Raw genomic sequence first — 19991 nt, 5'->3', positions numbered from 1 at the left:
ATCACGGGCTTGGGAGGGAAGCTGCTTACTTGCGCTTGGTTGCGTCATAAGCGAGATCTTCAGTAGCCATGCCTTTTTGGCGCTGGCGCTCTTGCTCTTTTTCGCACTCATCATCGTTGCCACCACAAATGGTGCAGTCCTGCTTCATACCGATATTATTCAGCCCGCCACAGGAACCCTTCAGGGGTTTGTTTTGAACCATGGCACCAAGGGCCATCCCTGCAACGACCAGTAGCATGGCAACAAATGCAAATATAAATATTGTCACTACTCAGACCTCTCAAGGTAAGGGGCAAAAGCAGCGCTATACCGCTCTTCAAACCCCTTGTCAGTTTTCACCAGCATAAAGACAGCCAGCTTTTCACGCTCTGCCAAAGCCATTCCCGCTTCGGCCCCAAGTACATTCAGTGCAGTGGCCAGGCCATCTGCCTCAGCACAGGTATCCGCTATAACAGTCACCGACGCCAATCGGTGCTTTAGCGGGCGACCAGTACGCGGATCTATGCTATGTGCATAACGTACCCCGTCGCGCTCGTAATAATTGCGATAATCACCACTGGTGGCCACTGCTTTACCACTCACAGCAATTGATTCCTGAACCATTTGACCCATTGAGTCAGGCGCCTCAATGCCAATTCGCCAAGCCTTACCTTTTGGATTCATACCAAGGGTACGCAGTTCACCACCGATTTCGACCAGATAGTTAAGAATTCCCTGCCGCTCCAACAACATCGCAACCCGATCCACGCCGTGCCCTTTGGCGATGGCCGATAGGTCAATCTCTACTGGACGATTGCGGGTGATGGTATCCGGTTCACGAGTCACCTCGAGTGCATCAGAGCCCACTACCTGCTGCAAACGGGCAATATCCGCATCGGTGGGAATCCGCTCTGGTTCTGGTTGAGGGCCGAAACCCCACAAGTTAACCAGGGGTCCCACAGTCACCTCAAAGGCGCCTTCGCTGCGACGATAGATATCCAGAGACATCTGCACAATATCGGCGAGCGGTTCGCTAACCGGAATGGCCTCACCCACAGGACTGCGATTAAAACGCATCAACTCGGAATCATTGATGTAAGTGGACATCTCCTGGTTGACCTGTTGCAGCTCACTATCGATTAGCGTCTGCAACTGGCTGTGCTCAACACCTCGGGGAACATCGACAACCGTGATGTGATAAGTGGTGCCCATGGTGCGGCCACTGAGTTGCCAGTTCTCAGGTGTCGGTGTACAAGCAGAAAAAATTACAGCCACACAAAGCAAAAACAGGGCCGGAAGAACGGGCCCTGTTTTTGCTTTTTTCGGGGCTTTGATTGCGTTTAGCAAACTAAGCTCCCCGTTTAACCACCGAAGTCATCGAGGAGGATATTTTCATCCTCCACGCCCAAGTCTTTGAGCATATTGATTACTGCGGCGTTCATCATGGGCGGCCCACACATGTAGTACTCACAATCTTCCGGAGCCGGGTGGTCTTTCAGGTAGTTTTCATACACTACGTTGTGAATGAATCCTGTGTAACCAGTCCAGTTGTCCTCAGGTTGTGGGTCGGACAGAGCCACGTGCCACTGGAAATTGTCAAACTCAGAAGCCAGGCCGTTGTAGTCATCTTCATAGAACATTTCGCGCAGGGAGCGAGCGCCATACCAGAAGCTGATCTTGCGCTTGGAGTGCAAGCGCTTGAGCTGGTCGAAGATGTGTGAACGCATCGGTGCCATACCGGCACCACCACCGATAAAGACCATCTCGTTATCGGTTTCCTTGGCGAAGAATTCACCGAAGGGTCCGTATACCTTGATCTTGTCACCCGGCTTGAGGCTGAACACGTAGGAAGACATCTGGCCAGGGGGCACACCTTCCGTGCGCGGCGGCGGAGTCGCGATACGGATGTTGAATTTAACAACACCCTTCTCTTCCGGGTAGTTGGCCATAGAGTAGGCACGTACCACAGGCTCAGTAACCTTGGACTCCAGCTTGAAGAAGCCGAAATGCTCCCAGTCACCGCGGTATTGGTCTTCTACTTCGAAGTCAGCAAATTTTACGTGGTGGGGCGGAGCCTCCAACTGCACGTAACCACCCGCACGGAAGTCAACGTTTTCACCTTCAGGCAGACGCAGGGTCAGCTCTTTAATAAAGGTGGCTACGTTTGGATTGGATTCCACAGTGCACTCCCACTGTTTCACACCAAATACCTCTTCCGGTACTTCGATTTCCATATCCTGCTTAACAGCAACTTGACAGGAAAGACGCTTACCTTCCTTTGCATCTCGCGGAGTAAAGTGTGCCGCTTCGGTGGGCAGCATATCACCACCACCCGCAGTCACTTTACATACACATTGCGCACAGCTGCCGCCGCCACCACAGGCGGAGGCCAGGAACAGGTTATTAGCAGCCAGGGTTTGCAGCAGCTTGCCGCCGGCCGGTACGGTGAGAGTCTTCTCACCATTAACCAGGATATTGACGTTGCCGGTGTTTACCAGGCGCGAGCGGGCCGCAAGGATCACCGCTACCAGCGCCAGTACGATAACGGTAAACATCGCTACGCCGAGGATAATTTCAATACTCATTCTATTGTTTTCCCCGCTTAGATATCGATGCCGCCGAAGGACATGAAGCCCAGGGACATCAGACCAACGGTTACGAAGGTGATACCCAGGCCTTTCAGGCCATCCGGTACGTCACTGTACTTCAGCTTTTCACGAATACCGGCCAGTGCGGTAATCGCCAGTGCCCAGCCGAGGCCAGCACCGAAGCCATAGGCAACACTCTCACCAAACGCATATTCCCGTTCAACCATGAACAGAGAGGCACCCATGATGGCGCAGTTCACGGTAATCAGCGGCAGGAATACACCCAAAGCGTTGTAGAGCGCCGGTACGTATTTATCCAGGAACATCTCCAGGATCTGAACCAGTGCTGCAATTACGCCGATGTAAGACAGCAGGCCGAGGAAGCTCAGGTCCACGTCGGGGTAGCCGGCCCAGGCCAGCGCACCGTCTTTCAGCAGGTAGGTGTAGATCAGGTTGTTCACCGGTACTGTCAAAGTCAGTACCACAATAACCGCAACACCCAGGCCAATAGCGGCCTCAATCTTCTTCGATACCGCCAGAAAGGTACACATACCGAGGAAGAAGGCCAACGCCATGTTTTCAACGAAAACGGCGCGGATAATCAAAGAAATATAATGTTCCACGGATTAGGCCTCCTGCGCTTGGGAATTAGGCGCAATCTTGAACTCATCCTGCTCAACCTGGGCAGGCTTCCAGGCGCGAATTGCCCAAATGAACAAGCCGATCAGGAAGAATGCACTCGGCGGCAATAACAGTAGGCCGTTAGGGATGTACCAACCACCATTGCTCACGGTAGTCAGGATATCCACACCAAACAGTTTACCGGCACCGAAGAGTTCACGGATTACCGCGAGACCGATCAGGATTACGCTATAACCCAGACCGTTTCCAAGACCATCAAAAAAGCTGGGCAGTGGCGGGTTCTTCATAGCGAAGGCTTCCGCACGGCCCATTACGATACAGTTGGTAATGATCAGGCCAACGAATACGGACAGCTGCTTGGAGATGTCGTAAGCCAGGGCCTTGATCAGCTGGTCAACCAGGATTACCAGGGAGGCAATCACGGTCATCTGTACAATGATACGGATGCTGTTCGGGATCTGGCTGCGGATCAGAGATACCGCAACGTTGGAACAGGCCACAACCGAGGTCAGAGCGATACACATTACCAGGGTAACCTGCAGTGAGCTGGTAACAGCTAGTGCAGAACAGATACCCAGGATCTGCAGCGCGATCGGGTTGTTGTTAAAAATCGGCTCTAGCAGAGTCTCTTTGATTTTCATGCTTATGCCTCCCCTGCTTTCAGGTTTTTCAGGAAGGGACCATAACCCTGGTTACCCAACCAGAAGTTCACCAGGTTATCAACACCCTTACTGGTCAGAGTCGCACCAGACAAACCATCTACTTCGTGAATCGCATCTGGGCTGTCAGGGTTTACCTGTCCCTTGATCACGTTGATGTCAACGTTGCCATCGGTATCGAAGACCTTTTTGCCAATCCACTGGGCTTTCCAGTTGGGATTGTCCACTTCGCCACCGAGTCCGGGAGTTTCCTTATGCTCGTAGAAGCCGAGGCCTGCTACGGTGTCGAGATTGCTCTCGAGTGCGAGAAAGCCATACAGGGTGCCCCATAGGCCGTAACCACGGATAGGCAGAATGATCTTATCCAGCTTGCCGTCTTTCTCTACCAGGTATACCTCTTTAGTATTTTCCCGACGGATAATTTTGGCCGTGTCCTCATCAGCGGGCAGCTTCTCGCTGGCAGAGGCAATTTTGGAAGCGGCACGACCGCTACCACCAGCCGGAGCCTGATCGGTGAACTTGCCGGTATTCAGGTCAACATATTTGATCTGAATATCCGCGAAGGCCTTCTCAACCTCAGCTTTGCTAGCGTGGGAATCCTTTAGCAGGCCCCCTGCCATCAGTACATTGCGCTTCATGTCCAGCTCGGCATTCGCCTGCTGGGCAGGCTTCAGCATTACCGCCGCAGTGGAAACCACCACGGAGCACACCAGGCACATTACCAGCGCGACAATCAGAGTACCGGTTACGGAATCTTTATTAGCCACGTGCCAACCTCCGTTTGATATTGGACTGCACCACAAAGTGGTCAAACAGCGGAGCGAACAGGTTGGCGAACAGGATCGCCAGCATCATGCCTTCCGGGAAGGCCGGGTTCACCACACGAATCAGGACAACCATCACCCCAATCAGGATGCCGTACCACCAGCGGCCGATATTGGTCATCGCTGCAGATACAGGGTCAGTGGTCATAAAGATCAGACCGAAGGCGAAACCACCCACTACCAGGTGCCAGTACCAGGGTACCTGGAACATTGGGTTGGTTTCGGAACCGATCATGTTGAACATAAACGCAGTGGCCATCATGCCCAGCAGAGTGCCGGCTACGATGCGCCAGCTGGCGATCTTCATGCCCATCAGGATTACGCCGGCAATCAGGATGGCCAGGGTAGAAGTTTCACCAATGGAACCATGGATCTGACCGAAGAAAGCGTCGAACCAGGTTACCTGGCCAACAGCAGCATTGACGATACCGTTCTGGATACCTTCGCTGGCCATAACAGACAGCGCAGTAGCACCGGTATAGCCGTCAACCGCAGTCCATACTGCATCGCCAGACATTGCTGCCGGATAGGCAAAGAATACGAAGGCACGGCCGGTAAGAGCCGGGTTGAGGAAGTTCTTGCCGGTACCACCGAATACTTCCTTACCGATAACCACACCGAAGCTGATGCCCATAGCCACCATCCACAGAGGCAGATCCGGCGGACAGGTCAAGGCGAACAGGATGGAGGTTACGAAGAAGCCTTCGTTCACTTCGTGACCGCGCACAGCGGCGAACAACACTTCCCAGATACCACCCACAATAAAGGTGACCGCATAAATCGGCAGGAAGTACATGGCTCCGTAGACAAAGTTGTCCCACAGGCTAGCTGGGTTGTAGGAGGTCAAAGCACCAATAATGGCGTGGCGCCAGCCGGACAGATCCGGATTGGTCATACCTTCGAGAATGGTGTTGGCCTGGAAGCCGATATTCCACATACCATAGAAGGCAGGGATCATCGCACAAGCCCAAACCGTGATCATAATACGCTTCAGGTCGATACCATCGCGCACATGAGCAGTAGTTTTGGTCTTGTCTGCCGGCTGAAACAGACCGGTGTCAATCGCTTCAAACAGGGCGTAGAACTTTTCGAACTTACCGCCTTTATGAAATTTTGGTTCGATTGAATCGAGGAATTTACGCAGCATACTTACCCCTCCTTCTCAATACGGGTCAGGTTGTCCCGCAAAATGGGGCCGTATTCGTACTTGCCCGGACACACAAAGGTGCACAGCGCCAGATCTTCCTCATCCAACTCCAGAGCACCCAGTTTCTGGGCCATAGCGGTATCACCCACGATCAGGGAGCGCAGTAGCTGGGTCGGCAGTACGTCCAGCGGCATGACCTTCTCATAAGTGCCAACCGGTACCATGGCACGCTCGGAACCGTTGGTACTGGTAGTGAAATTGAACAGCCTGTTCTTGAAAAGGCGCGAGAGGTAAATCGGGAATACGGAGAAACGCTTGTTACCGGCACGCAGGTAGTGCAGGAATGGGCGCTCATCGCCCTCTTCCAGAACAGAAATCTGGTTGTGGTAACGGCCCAGGTAACCCAAAGGACCTTCAGCAGTACGACCGCCAAATACCGAGCCGGAAATAACGCGGTCGTTATCACCTTTCAACTCACCGGAAGTCAAAGTTTCCAGGCTGGCGCCGAGACGAGTGCGCAGAAGACGCGGCTGCTTGACTTGAGGGCCGGCCAGGGAAACAACGCGATCGGTGAACAGTTTACCGGTGGCAAATAGTTTGCCTACGGCAATCACATCCTGGTAATTAATGGTGAATACACTGCGAGAACCGGAAACCGGGTTCAAGTAGTGGATATGGGTACCGGACAGACCTGCCGGATGGGGGCCGGCAAAAGCTTCGCGGCGAATATTCGCAGCGCTCGGTACGGGGATATCTGCATCAGGGGCGGTACAGACGTAAGTGGTTTCCGCCAGCTTGGAAAGAATCTCAACGCCCTGAGAGAAGGCTTTGGGGTTCTCGGCAATGACCACTTCTGGGTTGGCAGCCAGAGGATTGGTGTCCATCGCATTGATAAACACCGCTTCCGGTTTAGCGTCCAGGGCGGGAACGCGGCTGAACGGGCGGGTGCGCAGTGCGGTCCACATACCGGATTCAACCAGGTTCTCAACGACCTGTTCGCGCGTCAGACCAGACAGTTTATCTGCGCTATAGCTTTGGAACTGTTCTGCTGCATCGCCGTCAATGCCAATCACAACGGATTGCAGAACACGGCGGGCACCGCGATTAATAGCAACAATACGACCAGCGGCCGGCGCTGTGTAGCGCACACCTTCGGTTTTTTTGTCACTGAACAGTAGCTGACCAAGATTGACGCGATCCCCTACAGCCACCGCCATTGTCGGTTTCATCCCGTGATAATCGGGACCGAGAACAGCAACGGTCTTGATCGCAGGCCCTTTGTGGATGACCTGCTCGGGCGCGCCGGATATGGGTAAGTCCAATCCCCGACGGATCTTTCTCATACGCCTATGCCTAAGTTTCTAGTTTATAAAATTGCAATACGGCCCACCGTTCCGGGTTCAAACTGACAAACAGTCGATCCCAGACTGGCGAGCCATACTGTGGAATTCCATGTAGCGAGGGCTTATGCCGTTTCACCCGTAGACCGGGCGGAAGGAAGCTAACTAAAAGGTTGTGCGCGCTAACTTCTCGGCGCACGGCCGCCCCGCAAAATCGCGCGCATTATAAAGATGGGACAGAGGCTTTACCAGCCTGGGAAGTCTCTAACTAACACTAAGTTGAGAAATTTTTACTGGAAAAACAGGGATTTGGAGAGATCCGGGCGGACGGCTACGAGAGCCGCCTCACCCCACTGGCCGGCCCCTGAGACCGACCTGGAGACTTTCAGCTGACGCCTCAGTCTTTCTTGGGGAACAACTCGTAACGAACGCCGGCCATATCTTCCAGGCAGCGAACCACCTGACAGCTGTAACCGAACTCATTATCGTACCAGCAGTAAAGCACCGCATTCTTACCGTCAACGATTGTTGCATTGGAATCGAATACGCAGGCACGACGGGAGCCAACAAAATCGCTGGACACTACTTCCGGAGAGTTGGTGTAGTCGATCTGCTGACGCAGCGGAGAGTGCAGAGCCACTTCGCGCATGTACTCATTCAGCTCTTCCTTGGTGGCCTCTTTGCCCAAATTCAGGTTGAGGATCGCCATGGAAACGTTCGGGGTCGGAACACGAATCGCATTACCAGTGAGCTTGCCCTTTAGCTCTGGCAGCGCCTTGGCGACAGCTTTGGCAGCGCCGGTCTCAGTCAGAACCATATTCAACGCAGCTGCGCGACCGCGACGCTCACCCTTGTGGTAGTTGTCGATCAGGTTCTGGTCATTGGTATATGCATGCACGGTTTCCACGTGGCCATGCTCAACACCGTAGCCGTCCATCATAGCCTTCAGTACCGGCACGATAGCGTTAGTGGTACAGGATGCTGCGGAAAGGATCTTGTCTTCTGGCTTGATGTCACCGTTGTTGATACCGTAAACGATATTCTTGATATCGCCTTTACCCGGAGCGGTCAGGATCACTTTGGAAGCACCTGGGCTTTCCAGGTGCTGACTCAGGCCATCTTCGTCACGCCATACACCGGTGCTATCCACGATGATTGCATCGTTAATACCGTGCTCGGTGTAATCCACCTCCTGCGGAGAGTTGGCATAGATGACCTTGATCTCATTACCGTTGCAGATCAAGGAGCTAGTCTCCTCATCCACGCGGATAGTGCCCTGGAAGGCGCCGTGTACGGAATCGCGACGCAGCAGGGAGGCGCGCTTCACCAGATCATTCGGGGCCTTGCCCTTACGCAGCACAATTGCGCGCAGGCGCAGGACGTCGCCGCTGCCAGCTTTGTCAACCAGCAAACGAGCAACCAAGCGACCGATACGGCCAAAGCCGTAGATCACTACATCCTTGGGCTCAGGCAAAGGCTTGCCAGCACCACTGGCATCCGCCAGTTCCTCACGCACGAAATCGTCTACAGACAGATTGCGATCGTCGCGCATAAATTTATTGGTCAGGGTTCCCAGGTCAATGTGTACAGGACCCAGGTCCAATTTGCAGATAGCTTCCAACACAGGGAAGGTTTCAAACTCGGAGAGTTCATTCTCCTCAACCTGACGCACGAAACGGTGCGCTTTCATAATGCTCAGAACTGAGCGATTTACCAGGTTGCGGCCGTACATATAAATACCGACGTTTTGCTCGCGGTTGAGCTTTCCGATCATCGGGATCATGGATTCGGCCAGCGCTTCACGCTGCTTCCAGTCCTTGAAAAAGTCCGCGGGCTTCGGTCGCTTCTGAGTCACTGTCAGACACCTCTGCAAAATATTAATAGGCAGGAAATCACGGCCTGATACCTCACCAGGGCCATGTGGCTGCGCATTATCAGTATTCACCTATGCCTACGCAACTGGGCAAAAAAAAGTCAAAAAAATGTAGTAAAACTACCTTTTCGCTAGCCCGCTGCCGGATGTAGTGCAATATCAAAAAAAGCGTAGCCGTTCGCAACCCAAAGCACAGGCACGGTTAACATAGACTGCAGCCAGACCCTTTCACGGCTACAATAGCCGCCCCTGGCACTACAGCAGATGAAAGCGCGGATATATAAGGAAAGATGACCGATATACAGCCCCTGACTCCACCAAAGTTTCTCAACAGCAATGACCGGCAATTCTGGGGGCAGCTGCATGGCGCAGCGGCCGCGCTCGCCGTATTAAACGCAGCTCGCAACAGCAAATCCCCGACACTGCTGATCACTGGAGATAGCCTTGAGGCGCACCGATTAGAGGTGCAATTGAAATTTTTTAACAAACCTCAGCGAGATGACGGCCCGGAACAGCCACTTGAGATCTTTCATTTCCCTGACTGGGAGATACTTCCCTACGATACTTTCTCACCTCACCAGGACATCATTTCCGACCGCCTTGCCACCCTTTATCGAATGCCCAAAATGGGCAGCGGCATTGTGATAGTGCCGGTAAGTACCCTGATGCACCGCCTACCCCCGTGCGACTATGTTGCCGGCAACGCCCTGATCCTGAGCGAGGGGCAACAATTTGATATCGACATCCAGCGGCGCTTATTGGAGCAGGCGGGCTATCACTGCGTGGACACCGTTTATGAGCATGGTGAATTTGCCGTGCGCGGCTCCTTAATGGATATATTTCCCATGGGCAGCCCGCTGCCCTATCGCATCGATTTGTTTGACGATGAAATCGAATCCTTGCGTACTTTTGACCCAGAAACCCAGCGCACTGTGGACAAGGTGGAAACGATTCATCTGCTCCCCGCGCGGGAATTTCCCATGCACAAAGCCGGACTTTCCGGCTTCCTGCAGAACTGGCATGAGCAATTCCAGGCCGACCCCAGCCTGGTACCTATCTACCAGGATATCAGCGCGGGCATAGCCCCAGCGGGTATTGAATACTACCTGCCGCTATTCTTCGATAATAAATGCGCGAACCTCTTCGACTACCTTCCCGAGAACAGCCAGGCATTCATTCAGGGGGATATCCAAGCAGCAATAGAAAGCTTCTGGCGTGAGGTCAGCAATCGCTATGAGAGCCGCTGCGGCGACCTGACTCGCCCTATACTACAACCCCGTCAGATCCTGCTCGATGTGGATGAATTCAACGGTGCCCTCAAGTCCATGCCGAGAGCCATTTTCTCCACCGATACTCTGCCGGATAGTCAGGGCAACTACAATTTTGCCACCCTGGTACCGCCGACCCTACCCGTAGATGGTAAAGCTGAACAACCCATGGCAGCTCTGGAAAGCTACCTGATGGAATGCTCTGGGCGGGTGCTTTTCTGCGCGGAAAGTGGCGGGCGCCGTGAGGCATTGCTGGAACTCCTTAAAGGCATTCGCCTGGCTCCCCCAGCCTTTGCCAGCTGGGAGGCGTTCCTGCACAGCGATGAAGCCATCGGCATCACCGTCGCCCCCCTTGACCAAGGGCTGCTACTTACTGACCCCTCCATTAATTTAATCGCTGAGCCGCAGCTATTCGGCGAACGGGTACTACAGCAGCGTCGCCGCAAGAAAGCTAAGGACGACGCAGACAATGCAGTTAAAAACCTGGCGGAACTGCGTATAGGCGCCCCGGTAGTACATATTGATCATGGCGTGGGTCGCTATCGCGGCTTGCAACACCTGGAGATCGACGGCCAACCCGCTGAATTCCTAACCTTGGAGTATGCCAATGAGGCCAAGCTCTATGTGCCCGTAGCCAGCCTGCATCTGATCAGCCGCTACTCTGGCGCTGATGAAGCCCTGGCTCCATTGCACAAAATGGGCAGTGAACAGTGGCAGAAAGCCAAGCGCAAAGCCGCTGAAAAAGTGCGCGATGCCGCCGCCGAACTCCTGGATATTTACGCTCGCCGGGAGGCACGTGTCGGCCATGCCTTTGCCGATCCCAAGCTGGCTTACCGAGAGTTCTCTGCGGCCTTCCCCTTCGAGGAAACGCCAGACCAGCAGCAGGCCATTGAATCCGTGATTGGCGATATGCTGTCGAAGAAACCCATGGACCGATTGGTCTGTGGCGACGTGGGCTTTGGCAAAACCGAAGTCGCCATGCGTGCGGCATTTGTCGCCGCTCATGCAGGCAAGCAAGTGGCCATGCTGGTGCCAACGACCCTACTCGCTCAGCAGCATTTTCAATCTTTCCAGGACCGATTTGCAGACTGGCCTATCAATATTGAGGTGATCTCACGCTTCCGATCAGGCAAGGAAGTGGACAGCGTGAAAGAAAAAGTAGCCAGTGGCAAAGTGGACATCCTGGTCGGCACCCATAAGCTGCTACAGAGTGACCTGGACTTTAAAAATCTGGGACTGCTGATTATTGATGAAGAACACCGCTTTGGCGTACGCCAGAAAGAACGCCTCAAGAGTTTGCGTGCAGAAGTCGATATTCTCAACCTGACTGCCACACCAATTCCTCGCACTTTAAATATGGCAATGGCCGGTATTCGCGACCTCTCGGTGATTGCCACTCCTCCGGCGCGCCGCCTATCGGTAAAGACCTTTGTACGTGAGCGCGATGACGCCCTGGTAAAGGAGGCCATACTCCGGGAAATTCTGCGTGGTGGCCAGGTATATTTCCTGCACAACGAAGTCAAGAGCATCGAGCGTATTGCCCGGGAACTGCAAGAGCTGATTCCTGAAGCGCGTATCGGTATTGGCCACGGGCAAATGCGCGAGCGCGAGCTGGAACAGGTCATGAGTGACTTCTACCACAAACGCTTTAACGTGCTGGTGTGTACCACCATAATTGAGACCGGTATCGACGTCCCCACCGCCAATACCATCCTGATTGAGCGCGCAGATAAGTTCGGGCTGGCTCAGCTTCATCAGCTGCGCGGCCGAGTAGGACGCTCCCACCACCAGGCCTACGCTTACCTGTTGACACCCAACAAGCGCTCCATGACCAGCGATGCTGTAAAGCGACTGGAAGCAATCAGTGAAGCCCAGGATCTGGGGGCAGGCTTTACTCTGGCCACTCACGATCTGGAAATTCGCGGTGCCGGTGAGCTACTTGGCGAAGAACAGAGCGGGCAGATCCAAAGTGTAGGCTTCAACCTGTATATGGAGATGCTCGACCGAGCAGTAAAGGCAATTCGCGAGGGGCGCACACCCAATATCGATGAACCTCTGGAGTCTCCTGCGGTTGATGTCAATCTGCGAGTGCCGGCACTCATCCCTGAAGACTACCTACCCGATGTGCACGGCCGCCTGATGATGTACAAGCGCATTGCCAACGCTGTCGATCGCCAACAACTCAAGGAGCTGCAAGTAGAGATGATAGATCGTTTTGGCCTGCTGCCGGAGTCGGTAAAGCACCTGTTCCGCACCACTGAAATCAAACTGAAGGCGGATAAAATGGGCATTCGCAAGCTGGAAGCCTCTGCCGCCCGCGGCAGAATAGAGTTTGCTGACACAACCCAGGTAGACCCTCTCACCCTGGTAAAGCTGGTTCAAACCCAACCTGGCCGCTATCAATTGGCAGGCGCCAACCAACTAAACTTCAGCCTTGATGAGGAAGGTCCAGATCGCAAGCTGCAGGAAATCAATGAAGTTTTGGAGCGGCTAGCGCAATGATAATATCTCGCAGCCAGTGAGGTGATCGATCGACACCAGCAATTCCTGCTGCCAAAATTACCGACACCAAAAACTGGCTTCGGCCGCTCCTCCAGGCACCGACCATAGAAAGATGAAAAGTGGTAACTCCATGACCGTGAAAAGGATAACTCGCCTCTGCTCCACCCTAGCCCTGGCGCTCGCTGCTGCAGGCACGCAAGCCGCCAACTATGCAGGGAACACTTTCGAAATCGAGATGATCATTTTCGAGCGCCCCCAAGGCATGGCGCAGACTAGTGAAAACTGGCCAGCAAATCCACGCCTGGAGTACCCTTCCAACTGGGTGGACTTCGAGACCCGCCAGGAAAACCCACAACCGATCCCCTCTCCAGAAGCGGTATCTCTAACAGAGCTGGCCGGGGAAGAAGTCAGCACCGATGAGCCGCTGGGATTTGAGCCGCTGGAAACCAATGGCGATAAGGTAGAGTCAGGAAGTCACTCCAGTTTACTCCTCTCGCCCACAGCAACACTACTGGGCAACAAGGCTACTGCCCTTGCAAGAGGTGGTGACCGGATTCTGTTTCACAAGGCATGGCGCCAAATATTGAAGCAAAAGCGAAACTCCCCCGCCATTCTGATCGACGGCGGCGACACCTTCCAAGGCCACAGCCAACTGGGAGGCTCGATCACCCTGAGCGTCTCCCGCTATCTCCACATCAGCACAGACCTCTGGCTAAATGATTTTTCCACCCCAGCTTCCGTTGATGGCGTATTGTTGCCACAACGACCAAGGGTCGCCGTCGAAGCTCCACTGGAAATAAAAAGCAGGGCACAGTCTGAAGAAAACTATAAGAGCGTTGCGCTACAGGATGTCCCAAATTCCTTGTCAGACTATGAACCTGTAACGCTAAGCGAGCCCCAGCTGGAAACTGAGCATATGGTTTATGCCGCTCACACTGCCCGCTTGCAACATGAACGCCGCTTACGTAGCGGACAATTACACTATATCGACCACCCCGCCTTCGGTATTCTGATTGAAGTCCGCACCGTAGCTAAACCGACAGAAGAAGATATAAAAGCAAGCAATACCATAGAGAATAATATTTCGAATACTGGAAACTGACTAATAAAACCTTAAGCTAGCCAACTTATCCCCCACAACAATGGGGGGTATTACTTTAATCCTTTACCTCGCCAATCTACACTCCCCAAGATACAACCAAATTTAAAGTCAGTTAATAAATTTCGAATTAAGTACATTGCATGCAAAAAGACTAAAGAATAATTTTTTATAAACTAAATGCAGAAATCAGCTCTTATAACAAACCACTTTTTTCAACATACGCTTAATTATCAATTTTCTTTCCTTACATCCTTTTGATTGGACAATACATTTTCACTAACCGCAGAATTTTGGGGCACAATTGGGAAAGAAGCCTATAACATTAAACAGGTTTCAAATTGATTAATTCTAAAAATTAATGAGAGGTTAATTCAACTGGATTAAGCGAGAGAATAAAACGAGAATCAAAATATACTGGCGGCGGGCATTTAGACCGTAGCAATACCAACAGTCACAAAATAGCCAACCTCTTAACCTACGGAAAAAAGGAACCAATCCAATGAAGGAAACGGAATAGAAAAGCGGACCTTTCAGCCCACTTTTCCAGAGGCGCTGGCAGAGCTGGCAGCAGGTATCTGCACAACCCTACACGACAACAGTTCTTTCAACGAGCGATCCGTAAATCACTCACAGGGAACAACATCTTCCGCCAGCAGTCCTTTGTCACCTTGTTGCATTTCGAACTCTACCGCCTGCCCCTCGTTAAGGGTTTTATAACCCTCGCCGCGAATGCTGCGATAATGAACAAAAATGTCTTCAGTTCCTTCTCCACAGGTGATGAAGCCATAACCCCGTGCGTTATTAAACCACTTCACAGTACCTGTAACGCGATCACTCATTGAGAAAACCTCATTATTGTTATTGCGCCTACCTCAATTACCTCAATACTACTTTCGGCAAGAGGGGCAAACGCCACCCCATTGTTAACAGACTGCTTCATGCAGAATGCTATCTTGCTTAATCCTTTAGGTAGATACCCAAAGGACGTACCCTGATTCTTAGATAAAACAGCGCCAGTGTCTAGGTTTCTATGTGAAATAAATACTACGTTTTTACCAGTATGGGTAATTAACCGTCAAAATATCACTTAGAGACCATATATAAACTAATCATTTGTACCTTATTGCACTCCCTATACTCAACTGTCTAACGCGGCCTCACGGGCTAATGAAGGAATATCGGCAATATGAATAGTCGAAGTCGGAAACGCACAGGAGGCACCGTGTTTTTCGACAATTTTTAGGATAGTTAACAGAACGTCCTGTTTGATTTCGTGATATCTCACCCAATCTGTTGTTCTGGTAAAGGTATATATAAAGAAATCCAACGACGATGCAGCAAAACTATTGAAATTGACTATAAGGGTTCGATTAGAGTCAATTTCAGGATGCTGCTGTAACATTTCTTTAACATCCGCCACTATTGAAGCCATTGAATGGGCATCTTCATAACGGATGCCGATGGTCTCAAAGATCCTGCGATTGAGCATTCGCGAGGGGTTCTCCACAGAAATCTGAGTGAAGATGCTATTGGGAACATACACAGGGCGCATATCAAAGGTGCGGATGCGTGTCAGGCGCCAGCCAATATCCTCAACGGTACCCTCAATTTCCTTATCCGGAGAGCGTATCCAGTCGCCCACGGCAAATGGGCGATCCAAGTAAATCATCAGCCCGCCAAAGAAGTTGGCCAACAGGTCCTTGGCTGCAAAACCCACTGCCAACCCACCAATGCCGCCAAACGCTAACACGCCACTGACGCTATAGCCAAGAAACTGCATGATGACTATGCCGGCAGTGATAGCAATGGAGGCCCGCACCAACTTTCCGATTGCCCGCACTGTAGTGGCATCCATCGGCTTGCCAATATAGCGAGGGTTACACAGGTTGTGCTCAGCGCTATGGGAAAATCGCCAGGCAAACCAGGATAAAACCAGGATAAGCCCTATCTCCCGTATTGGTTCAGCCAGAGAGAAAATCTCAGCCCCGGTAGCCTGCCCTGCCCGCTGCGCGGCAACAGTCAATCCCACAAGCCAAACAAGCACTGGTCCAGGTGGTGACATGGCCCCAACAAGAGCATCATCCCACGGATTAACCGTCTTCTCGGCTCTTGCCGCTAATCGCTGTACAAAGCGCCCAAAGGCCCAGGCTCCCAAAGCTGAAGCCAGCACAATAAGGAAAACCCATACTATCCAAACCCGGTTCTCACCGAGCCAAGACATTAGAATGCTATCTACGGATTCCACGAATACCCCCTCCGCTCATCTAAATCTGAGCTCGACAATCTTTCTGATACTCCCAGATAATTTGGGCGGGCATCAAAATTTCGAGCCCTTAATGCATTATCGACGCCAACCAGCCACGGGCTCTATGCCAACGCGCACTCTTTTCAAGTTCCGACCAGGATGTTATCAAGGGCCTGCCACGCATAGCTTTCAAACGCTCGCTGGATTCTCTCTGGGGTATGTAATCCTGCAGGGCGGCCAGCGCCTCCAAGGCGCCGTCTCGGTTGTTACAAATAACCCCCATATCACATCCCGCCTCCAGCGCTGCACGAACTCTCCCTCCATAACCGCCTGCAGCACCAGCCCCCTCCATCGACAGGTCGTCACTAAAGATAACACCGCCAAAACCCAATCGCCCTCGCAAGATGTCTTGTAGCCAGTAACGGGAAAATCCGACCGGCTGACTGTCAATATTCACGAAACGAATATGTGCTGGCATTATTGCATCCAATTGAGAGGAGGCGATGCAGTCCACAAAAGGTAAGGCATCGGACTCCATTACCTGCTCCAGTGAACGCTTGTCTTCAGGAAGCTCTACATGGCTATCTTCTAGTACATGGCCATGACCAGGGAAATGCTTACCCGTTGTCGCCATGCCTGCTTCGTGCATTCCTCGCATAAATGGACGTGCGAATAGCTCCAAACGCTTGGGATCTGCACAAAAGCTGCGGTCGCCGATCACTCGGCTGTGTTGATCATCAGCATCCAATACCGGGGCGAAGCTGAAGTCCACCCCTACCGCCAGCAATTCAGTGGCCAATAGCCAACCCACGTCCTGCAACTGCTCCTCGCTGGCCTTCGCTGCCAATACTTGCATAGATGGCAAACGGGTAAACTCGCAACGAAAGCGTTGAACCCTGCCCCCCTCCTGATCAACAGCTACTAAAATCTCAGGGCGTACAGCTCTAATATCCGCTATCAAGCCTTGCAGCTGCGCGCGATCCCGGTAATTACGTGCGAAGAAAATCAACCCGCCAACAAGGGGATGACGCAGAAGCTCGCAGTCCGCATCGGTAAGCTCTAATCCCTCAATATCAACCATGACCGGTCCCAAGGGTGCAGACATATTCTATTCCTCTGTTATCAGCCAATAAGAGCCACTTAAAACTAGATAGCCTCCACCTTCAACATTGCAGAGGCCGCCGGAACCAACCGCTCAAGGGTCTCCGGCAGGCTGCTCTGTGCACCAAAATCCTCTCTCAGGATAGCTTCTATGGCATCGTAACTCGACAGGGTGAAGATCGTAGCCCCCAGCATAAAGTACAGGCGCCAATAAAAGGTTACAGGGTCCACACCCGGTAAGGCCTCAGCCAACAAGCCTGCAAAACGGCGATAACTATCCCCGTATCGAGACACTATAAAGCGACGTAAGTGCCCCTGGAACTGCGTATAGGCCAGCCCCAATAGGCGCATAAAACGCTGTGGATCGAGCCCTCTGTCACTCAAACCACCGAGGCCCACTCGATAGAGGCTCTCTAATAATCCCTCCACGTGCAGCTCTTGGCCGGTGGCGATACGACGATCTAACTCGGCCTCAAGGTCTTCGGTAAAGGGGGTCAAGAATCGCTCAAAAACCGCCTGGATCAACTCTTTCTTTGAACCAAAGTGATAGTTAACCGCAGCCAGGTTAACCCCTGCAGTACTCGTAATTGTGCGCAGGGAAGTCTCAGTAAAACCACGTTCTGCAAACAGGGCCTCGGCTGCATCCAGAATGCGGCTGACAGTATCCGTCTGGCTCATATCTCTCAAACCATCATTTAAAACAGTTGTTTAACTCTGGCCAGAGTAGCACATTCCATTGCTCAGCCAACGGCACTCATCTCCTTCATCAGCTGGAAGCGGTTACAGTGCTTCACCCTAAGTCACATTACCCAGGTATATAGAGGACGGCTCGGAAAAATATCGGAGGGCTTCTCGATTCATCCTATAGAGCAAATAAGCCAGATCTGAGATTTTGATTTGCTGGAAGCACAAATACGGAGGTGCCTTCGCCTGTGACACTAGGCCCCAAATATATTCACTTTTCCTTGCCTTGAACCAACTGGGCTTCGGCAAGCCTCTTTAAGGCCACCCTGTCAATTTTTCCCGTTGGATTAATTGGCATATCCGCCAGAATTTCGACTACCTCCGGAGCCTTGTATCCAATACGTTTTTTTGCAAAACGAATAACTTCACTGACACTTGGCATAGGTACATTTTTTTTCAAGGTGATAAAAGCCCAAACGCTCTCCCCGTGCGTGTCATCACGAATACCGATTACGCCTGCTAGATTTACAGACGGATGCGCCATGAGAGCTTCCTCTACTTCCTGAGGCGATATATTTGAGCCATCGTGGACAATAATTTGCTTCTTTCGACCGCGAAACCAAAAACAACCATCAGAGTCGACACGCATAACATCGCCCGTATCAAACCAACCATCAGATAACGCCTCCCTATTTGCCTGGGGGTTTTTCCAGTAGCCAGTCATAACTGGCGACCCACGGAGCCAGAGATTGCCATCAACATTAGGTGCCACTTCCTGGCCTTTCTCATCGCGCAGGCTAGCAACGTAGCCTGGAGCAACAGTACCTACAGATCCAGATTTATCTGGTGAGAGCGATTGATTGAAAAGGCAGTCGGGAGCTTCTGTCAGTCCATATCCTTCCTGGATTATATGGCCGGTTTTGTTGGTAAATTCTTTAGCAATATTTACTGGAAATTTATCTCCGCCGGTGAAGCACACTCGAAGAGATTCAAAATCTTCACGCCTGGCTCCCCGATTGCGTTCCATTGCAATAAATACTGCCGGAACCATAACCAAAATAGTTGGCCGGCTACTCCGCAATATCGACAGAATTTCCTCACCATCAAAACTTTGTGGAATAACTGTCTTCGCACCCACGGAGAGAGCTGCCAGGGCCGTTGAAAGCGACCCGACATGTGCGATTGAACCTCCAGGCAGAACGATATCGTCCCGAGTTAACTTCAGGGCAGCAACGAAACCAGCTACGATAGAACCAAAGGATAGCAAGCTGTGCACAACGGCTTTTGGCTTGCCAGTACTTCCAGATGTAAAAAATAAAAATGCAGGATCACTGATACTGGATACAGGAATTTCAGCAGGCTGCCCACCGGCATTGATTAGACCTTCATAACTTCTTGTATCTTCGAACACACCACCAAAGTAAAGAAACCCTTTTTTTAATTTACCAATAAATTTACTATCCTGAATATCCTCACTCCGCTCTGCACCTATAATTAGCGCAACTGCGCCACTCTTTTCAAGAGCGTAGTCAATCTCCAGAGTTGTGTACCTGTAGTTTAGCGGGACAACCACCAGCCCCACTTTCAAGCATGCGAGATAAAAAACGAGTATTTCACCCCGGTTAGGCATCAGGGTTGCGACCCGATCACTTTTGTGTAATCCCATTGTGATCAACCCCTTGGCCAGAGCATCAATATCCCTCTGCAACCCCCTCCAAGTCCATTCTCGACTTCCTGAAACTAATGCCTTTGTATCCGGCCTGCTATTCAGGGGCAGAGATAGCAGATCCCCCAAGTTCACAGGCCTCGACAATCGGGGGCCGAAAATTGGCACAATTCAATCTCCCAAAAAATAACCTTAAATAATCTAAGAAGCTGGAAGGAACTGAATAAAGAATAGACTCTATGGAAGTTCCAACGCTTTAAGAACTAATTTTGCACAATGAAAGAATTTGAATTATTGCAACTTCAACGAAAAGGCTACCGGGACCTTGCTTAAAGTAGCTACCATTTTTAGCAATAAAAACGCAAAGAGGG

General features: G+C 51.9%; 16 protein-coding genes. 2 read left to right on the top strand and 14 right to left on the bottom strand.

The window, feature by feature from the left end; translation table 11 throughout:
- Positions 1 to 25 precede the first annotated feature (25 nt).
- From nqrM to ACJJIP_RS08175, 9 genes are all read right to left on the bottom strand, one after another.
- A complete protein-coding gene (gene nqrM, locus ACJJIP_RS08215) occupies positions 26 to 268 on the bottom strand; it encodes a (Na+)-NQR maturation NqrM (protein WP_020413083.1) in 243 nt (80 codons plus the stop codon).
- Positions 268 to 1326 carry an FAD:protein FMN transferase gene (locus ACJJIP_RS08210; RefSeq protein WP_444946618.1) on the bottom strand — a complete coding sequence of 353 codons (1059 nt, stop codon included), beginning with the start codon at positions 1324 to 1326 and terminating at the stop codon, positions 268 to 270. The genes nqrM and ACJJIP_RS08210 overlap by 1 nt, the downstream gene beginning before the upstream one ends.
- Before the next feature lie 14 nt (positions 1327 to 1340).
- Positions 1341 to 2564: an NADH:ubiquinone reductase (Na(+)-transporting) subunit F gene (nqrF, locus tag ACJJIP_RS08205; RefSeq protein ID WP_020413085.1), complete on the bottom strand. Its 1224-nt coding sequence runs from the start codon at positions 2562 to 2564 to the stop codon at positions 1341 to 1343.
- A gap of 17 nt (positions 2565 to 2581) precedes the next feature.
- Positions 2582 to 3190 carry an NADH:ubiquinone reductase (Na(+)-transporting) subunit E gene (nqrE, locus tag ACJJIP_RS08200; protein ID WP_020413086.1) on the bottom strand — a complete coding sequence of 203 codons (609 nt, stop codon included), beginning with the start codon at positions 3188 to 3190 and terminating at the stop codon, positions 2582 to 2584.
- Between the two features lie 3 nt (positions 3191 to 3193).
- On the bottom strand, positions 3194 to 3850 hold the full coding sequence (locus tag ACJJIP_RS08195; RefSeq protein ID WP_020413087.1) for an NADH:ubiquinone reductase (Na(+)-transporting) subunit D: 657 nt from the start codon (positions 3848 to 3850) through the stop codon (positions 3194 to 3196).
- Between the two features lie 2 nt (positions 3851 to 3852).
- Entirely contained in the window at positions 3853 to 4635 is a 783-nt protein-coding gene (locus ACJJIP_RS08190; protein ID WP_020413088.1) for a Na(+)-translocating NADH-quinone reductase subunit C, read from the bottom strand.
- Complete coding sequence (locus ACJJIP_RS08185; RefSeq protein ID WP_020413089.1) at positions 4628 to 5839, bottom strand: NADH:ubiquinone reductase (Na(+)-transporting) subunit B; 1212 nt, start codon at positions 5837 to 5839, stop codon at positions 4628 to 4630. The genes ACJJIP_RS08190 and ACJJIP_RS08185 overlap by 8 nt, the downstream gene beginning before the upstream one ends.
- A 2-nt stretch (positions 5840 to 5841) precedes the next feature.
- A complete protein-coding gene (locus ACJJIP_RS08180) occupies positions 5842 to 7182 on the bottom strand; it encodes a Na(+)-translocating NADH-quinone reductase subunit A (RefSeq protein ID WP_026305059.1) in 1341 nt (446 codons plus the stop codon).
- Between the two features lie 394 nt (positions 7183 to 7576).
- Positions 7577 to 9040, bottom strand: a complete 1464-nt coding sequence (locus ACJJIP_RS08175) for a glyceraldehyde-3-phosphate dehydrogenase (RefSeq protein WP_040628710.1) — start codon at positions 9038 to 9040, stop codon at positions 7577 to 7579.
- A gap of 302 nt (positions 9041 to 9342) precedes the next feature.
- Between ACJJIP_RS08175 and mfd the strand changes: the two genes are divergently transcribed.
- Together mfd and ACJJIP_RS08165 are read left to right on the top strand one after the other, a co-directional pair.
- Positions 9343 to 12822 carry a transcription-repair coupling factor gene (mfd, locus tag ACJJIP_RS08170; protein ID WP_444946617.1) on the top strand — a complete coding sequence of 1160 codons (3480 nt, stop codon included), beginning with the start codon at positions 9343 to 9345 and terminating at the stop codon, positions 12820 to 12822.
- Positions 12823 to 12952: 130 nt separating this feature from the next.
- Positions 12953 to 13924, top strand: coding sequence for a CsiV family protein (locus tag ACJJIP_RS08165; RefSeq protein WP_444946616.1), 972 nt, complete (start codon positions 12953 to 12955; stop codon positions 13922 to 13924).
- 623 nt (positions 13925 to 14547) lie between these two features.
- Here ACJJIP_RS08165 and ACJJIP_RS08160 read toward each other — a convergent pair.
- The 5 genes from ACJJIP_RS08160 to ACJJIP_RS08140 all read right to left on the bottom strand — a co-directional run bounded on the left by ACJJIP_RS08160 (position 14548) and on the right by ACJJIP_RS08140 (position 19788).
- Positions 14548 to 14763, bottom strand: a complete 216-nt coding sequence (locus ACJJIP_RS08160) for a cold-shock protein (RefSeq protein WP_020413094.1) — start codon at positions 14761 to 14763, stop codon at positions 14548 to 14550.
- 299 nt (positions 14764 to 15062) lie between these two features.
- Positions 15063 to 16145 (bottom strand): mechanosensitive ion channel family protein, encoded by a 1083-nt coding sequence (locus ACJJIP_RS08155; protein WP_020413095.1) that lies wholly within the window; start codon positions 16143 to 16145, stop codon positions 15063 to 15065.
- A 112-nt stretch (positions 16146 to 16257) separates the two neighbouring features.
- Positions 16258 to 17274: a beta-N-acetylhexosaminidase gene (gene nagZ, locus ACJJIP_RS08150; RefSeq protein ID WP_444946615.1), complete on the bottom strand. Its 1017-nt coding sequence runs from the start codon at positions 17272 to 17274 to the stop codon at positions 16258 to 16260.
- A gap of 41 nt (positions 17275 to 17315) precedes the next feature.
- Positions 17316 to 17948: a TetR/AcrR family transcriptional regulator gene (locus ACJJIP_RS08145; RefSeq protein WP_020413097.1), complete on the bottom strand. Its 633-nt coding sequence runs from the start codon at positions 17946 to 17948 to the stop codon at positions 17316 to 17318.
- A gap of 277 nt (positions 17949 to 18225) precedes the next feature.
- Complete coding sequence (locus tag ACJJIP_RS08140; protein ID WP_444946614.1) at positions 18226 to 19788, bottom strand: class I adenylate-forming enzyme family protein; 1563 nt, start codon at positions 19786 to 19788, stop codon at positions 18226 to 18228.
- Between the last annotated feature and the right edge of the window lie 203 nt (positions 19789 to 19991).

Source organism: Microbulbifer variabilis (genome assembly GCF_052467165.1).
The sequence above is the reverse complement of the archived record's forward strand: the minus strand, read 5'-3'. Positions and strand labels throughout refer to the sequence as shown.